5 protein-coding genes are annotated in these 5488 nt (G+C 43.1%); all 5 read left to right on the top strand.

Annotated features, from left to right (window positions below; genetic code table 11):
• Nucleotides 1-135 precede the first annotated feature (135 nt).
• The 5 genes from V7L97_RS10850 (at nt 136) to V7L97_RS10830 (ending at nt 5327) form a co-directional block, all read left to right on the top strand.
• Nucleotides 136-351, top strand: a complete 216-nt coding sequence (locus tag V7L97_RS10850; RefSeq protein ID WP_333655900.1) for a DUF2934 domain-containing protein — start codon at nt 136-138, stop codon at nt 349-351.
• Nucleotides 351-1361: an AmmeMemoRadiSam system radical SAM enzyme gene (gene amrS / locus V7L97_RS10845; RefSeq protein ID WP_333655898.1), complete on the top strand. Its 1011-nt coding sequence runs from the start codon at nt 351-353 to the stop codon at nt 1359-1361. Before V7L97_RS10850 ends, amrS begins: the two co-directional genes overlap by 1 nt.
• A gap of 73 nt (nt 1362-1434) precedes the next feature.
• The gene (locus tag V7L97_RS10840; RefSeq protein ID WP_333655896.1) at nt 1435-2685 is read left to right on the top strand and encodes an ATP-binding protein; all 1251 of its coding nucleotides are present in this window, start codon (nt 1435-1437) and stop codon (nt 2683-2685) included.
• 21 nt (nt 2686-2706) lie between these two features.
• Nucleotides 2707-3981 (top strand): two-component system sensor histidine kinase NtrB, encoded by a 1275-nt coding sequence (locus V7L97_RS10835; protein ID WP_333655895.1) that lies wholly within the window; start codon nt 2707-2709, stop codon nt 3979-3981.
• A gap of 8 nt (nt 3982-3989) precedes the next feature.
• Nucleotides 3990-5327, top strand: coding sequence for a sigma-54-dependent transcriptional regulator (locus tag V7L97_RS10830; protein WP_333655893.1), 1338 nt, complete (start codon nt 3990-3992; stop codon nt 5325-5327).
• Nucleotides 5328-5488 lie beyond the last annotated feature (161 nt).

Here is a 5488-nt window from a genome sequence, read left to right as displayed (position 1 = left end):
CCCTTTGTTTCTATAGCCTCTATAAACTGGTTAATATGTCTATACCTATCTGGTAGCAACAGTAATACACGTCTTGCATTAATCTGCAAATAGAGATATGATTTATAAAAAATACTATTACAGGAGGGGACAGAAATGAACGTACATGATGAGATTGCAAAGGTAGCATACGAGCTTTATGAGAAGAGCGGGAGGATGCCCGGACATGATCTCGAGCACTGGCTTGAGGCAGAAAAGATTGTAATGGCGAGGCACAAAGGCCAGAAGAAGACATCGTCAGGCGCTAAAAAGACTGAAACTAAAAAAACCGAGGCCAAAAAAACTGCTGGGAGAGCAAAGAAGACAAAATAATGAAAGAGGCAATGCTTTACGAGAAAGTTGCTGATGGCAAGGTAAAGTGCCATCTTTGCAATCACTCCTGCACCATTTCGCCAGGCAAGCGTGGGATATGTGCAGTGAGGGAAAACAGGGATGGCACGCTTTATACCCTTGTCTATGGGAAGGTCATAGCAAGGCATATAGACCCCATAGAGAAAAAGCCGTTATTCCATTTCTATCCGGGATCGAAGTCTTATTCCATTGCCACAGTTGGCTGCAACTTCAGGTGCCTGCATTGTCAGAACTATGAAACATCGCAATATCCAAAGGAATACCCTGACATCCCCGGTGAGGAAATGTCTCCGGAACAGGTTGTGAGAGATGCAGAACTCACAGGCTGCAAGAGCATATCCTACACCTACACAGAACCCACGATATTCTTTGAGTTTGCATACGATTGCGCAAGGCTCGCACATGAAAAGGGAATAAAAAATGTGTTTGTGAGCAACGGATACACAAGCCCTGAGGCAACAAGGCTTATTGCGCCTTATCTCGATGCCAACAACATCGATCTAAAAGGGGATGAGAATTTCTACAAGAAGGTTGCAGGCGCGAAACTACAGCCTGTCCTGGATACCATTAAACTTATGAAAGAACTTGGCATCTGGGTGGAGGTAACGACGCTTATCATACCTACATACAATGACTCGGAAGATTTTTTAAAATGGACAGCCGAATTCATAAAATCCATAGATCCTGCAATGCCATGGCATGTAACACAGTTTTATCCCACCTATAAATTAACTGACCAGCCAAGGACGCCCATAAAGACATTGAGGATGGCGAGGGATATAGGATTGAGGGCAGGTCTGAAATATGTTTATGAAGGCAATGTGCCTGGCGAGGGCGGTGAGAACACATACTGCCCTTCATGCGGGGAATTGCTTATAGAGAGGTTTGGATTTTCCCTGACCACCATTAAAATGAAAGACTCAAAGTGTTCAAAATGCGGGGCGCAGATTCACGGTATTGGAATGCCGTGAAAGACAAGTTCTGAATCCCAAGCTCTAAATTCAAATAAAAATGAATTCCAATATCAAAATCCTGATTTAGGGTTTGGAATTTAGGATTCTTTGGTTTATGGGAATGGTGAGCATTGCCGTGCTTTCAAAAAATATCTGGAGCCAGCAGAAAAAATTGGAGTCTGCTGTTAATCAGCTCGTGCAATCCCAGAAAATGGAGTCCCTTGGCCTTCTGGCAGGCGGCATTGCCCACGACTTCAATAATCTGCTGACAGCAATAACAGGGTATTCATCCATGCTTCAGGAATCCCTCGACGACGGCAGCGAAAAGAATAAGCGATATGTCCGGCATGTGTTGAATGCAGCGGAGAAGGCACAGAACCTCACATCGAGCCTTCTGACCTTCAGTCGCAAGCAGATTATCAAACCCAGCATTATCCATCTTAATGAGATAATAAAGAACGTCTCCGATATCTTAAATCGTCTCATAGGCGAGGATATAGAACTCAGGCTCAAATTTTCCGATGTGGAGTTCCCTGTGTTCGGCGATGCGAACCAGATAGAGCAGGTTGTTATGAATCTCGCAACCAATGCGAGGGATGCCATGCCTGCCGGAGGTGTGCTGTCCATAGAAACAACCCCTGTAATGCTTGACCCCGAATATGTCGAGGCGTATGGCGCTAAGCATGGAAAGTACATGATGATCTCCATAAGCGATACAGGGATGGGCATAGATAAAAAGGACATGGCTCACATCTTCGACCCTTTCTATACAACAAAGGAAAAGGGAAAGGGGACAGGGCTCGGTCTTTCCATGGTCTACGGGATAATAAAACAGCACGACGGGTTTATAAATGTATACAGCGAAAAGAGCATCGGCACAACCTTCAAAATATATATCCCGGTCACCGCCGATATGGAGGATATAAGAAAGGAGATTATCGAACATAAACCAGAGCAGGACTTCAGGGGCAACGAGACAATACTTATAGCGGAAGACGAGGGATCGGTGAGGGAATTTTTAAAGGATATACTCGAGGCATACGGCTATAAAGTTTATCTTGCATCAGACGGTGAGGACACCGTTGCAAAGTATAATGAACATAAAGATAGTATCGATATGGTTATACTCGATGTTGTTATGCCGAAGAAGAACGGCAAAGAGGCTTACCATTTCATTAGAGGGATGAATCCTGATATCAAAACCCTTTTCATCAGCGGCTATACCCAGGATATACTCACTTCAAAGGGGATTTATGAGGAAGGGCTGGAATTTATTGCAAAACCTCTGGAAATACAGGGACTGATGGCTAAGATCAGAAGTATCCTCGACAATCAATCCTGATATGCATGTAAAATAGGTAATATGCATGATACATATCTTAGAGGCAATCACATCTATCTTATTGCAATCCTTGTATTTGCGACTGTCATCACATTAATAAGCACTTTTCTGACCTACAAAAATTCCAAAAAGGCGGCTGAAGACTCTCTAAATCTTCAGGCGCTCGGCATAGCAGTGAGTCTTGAGACATCCCTGAATAACAGTGATGAGTTGAGAAAACAAAAGAATATTTTTAAGGAAATAATTACCGAGGGCAGGTGGGAGGGCATTGCATTTATTGCCCTTTATGACAAAAACGGCACAATAATTCTCCATTCGAATGAAAATTTAATAGGCAGACAGGCTCGGGACAGAAATCTTAAAAAAGTAATCGATACAGGGACTCCTTCCCACACCTATATTACACTCGGCACGGACGAGAGGGTCTTTATCCTTGACTTTCCCGTGCATATCCGGAATTCTGAAAGAATACTCAGACTCGCCCTCCACACAAATCCTGTTGAAGGGATTGTAAGGCAGGCAAGGCTTCATGTGTTAGGGATGTTTTTTATAATCGCTCTCCTCTGGGTTGTCGGCTACTTTTTTGTCAGGGCATCGAGGCATTCGGATGAATTGAGAATGAAAATGGCAGAGAGGGAAAGGTTTGCTGTAATAGGAGAAATGGCATCTGTCCTTGCCCACGAGATAAGGAATCCCTTGGGCAGCATAAAGGGGTTTGCCCAGTATCTGAAAGAACAGAACACGGATAACAGAATACAGGGCGCAGACTCTCTGGATATAATAGTTTCGGAATCAAAAAGACTGGAGGCGCTGACAGAGGATCTGCTCATGTATGCAAAACCCATGGAGGTAAAACCCGGGGAGTTTGATGTCGGAGATCTCACGGATGAAATTGTCAGAACAATAAATCAGTCAATGGGCGATAGTAAAAAAGTTAATATAAAAGTCTCTGTGCCTTCAGGTTTGAAGATAAAATCTGACAGGGATAAATTAAAGCAGGTATTGACGAATATCCTGCAGAATGCAGTAGATGCGGGAAGCAGAGTTATAGATATAAAGGCAGAGTTTATGAATGATAAGACGACGATATGGATAAGCGATGATGGCTGCGGAATGAGTCAAGAAACGAAGGAAAATGTCTTTAAGCCATTTTTTACAACAAAGACAAAGGGCACAGGACTCGGGCTTGCCATAGTGGATAAGCTTACAAAAGCCATTGGAGGCGAAATTGAGTTGGAAAGCGAGCCGCAAAAGGGGACTGTGTTTAAAATAGTGATACCTAAAAATTTTATATAATATTCATTATGCAAAGAGAAAACTTCAGAATACTTATAGTTGACGATGAGAAGTCATTCCTGCTTCTTTTAACGAAAATACTCGAGGACGCAGGATATACGGTAAAAGGCTTTACAGACCCGGAGGATGCAATAAAGGCTGTGGATTCATATTCGCCCAATCTCGCCATCACTGACCTGAAGATGCCTAAAATGAGCGGGATTCAGCTTATGGAAGAAATAAAGAACAGAAATTCCGATATAGACTTTATCATGGTTACTGCCTTTGCAACAGTTGATACTGCTGTATCGGCAATGAAAAAGGGCGCATCGGATTATATTACCAAGCCTCTCAAGGATCCGGAGCAGTTGAGGATTGCAGTCTCAAAGATATACGAAAGGCAGAAGCTTGTAGAGGAGAACAAGCTCCTTAAATCCGAAGCCTTTCATGACATGCCTCCCATGGATATAGTCTTTGCAGGAATGGATAAGATTTTAAAAGATATCAGGGACGTTGCACCCACAGATGCAACAATTATCCTCTACGGAGAGACAGGTACAGGAAAGAGTTTAATAGCAAAGGTAATCCATCACATGAGCGGCAGGACAGGCCCGTTTGTGGATATAAATTGTGCAGCGATACCGGAGAACCTGCTCGAATCAGAGCTTTTCGGTTATGAAAAAGGCGCATTTACAGGCGCATTATCGCAGAAGAAGGGAAAGTTTGAGCTGGCAGGAGACGGCACCATATTTTTAGATGAGGTCTCAGAGATGAGCCCTGCTTTGCAGGCAAAATTTCTGAAGGTGCTCCAGGACAAGACATTTGAAAGGCTCGGCTCCCTGAACACAATAAAAACTAATGCGAGGGTTATAGCAGCAACAAACAGGGATTTGAAGGCACTCGTGGAGGAAAAGAAATTCAGGGAAGACCTCTATTACCGCCTTAATGTATTCCCAATAAATATCCCCCCATTAAGGGAGAGAAAAAAGCGTGTGCCAGATATTACAAACTATCTTGTAAGAGTTATTTCAGCAAGGCTCGGCAAGGAGGCAAAGACAATCCCTGCCGATGAAATGGAAAAGTTAGCCGATTATGCATGGCCCGGAAATATAAGGGAGCTTGAAAATGTAATAGAAAGAAGTGTCATTATAAGTCGGGGCAATCAGTTGATACTGCCTGATCTTGAGCCAGCAAGGGTCGATATGCAAGAGACTAAAAAAATAAAGGGCGATTTAAAGACTGTTGAGAAGATTGCTATTGAAAATGCACTATCAAAGACAAACGGGAACAGAAAAAAGGCAGCAGAGATATTGGGAATATCACTGAGGGCATTGCAGTATAAGATAAAGGAGTACGGGATTAATTAAATCTTGAGATTCATTTTATCGCTGGATTGGGATAGATGCAAATATTGCATATGCAAATGCAAATATTGCGTAAAAAGTTTGTATTGCAGATGGAAGATACCGGTTTTTGAGCCTTTCCTCATCTGGCATGGCGATTGCTACGGAGGGAACGGGGACAGTCC

This window comes from Dissulfurispira sp., from assembly GCF_036745535.1.
Classification (GTDB): Bacteria; Nitrospirota; Thermodesulfovibrionia; order Thermodesulfovibrionales; family Dissulfurispiraceae; genus Dissulfurispira.
Note: the sequence above shows the minus strand (reverse complement) of the source record. Positions and strands in the feature narration are given on the sequence as shown.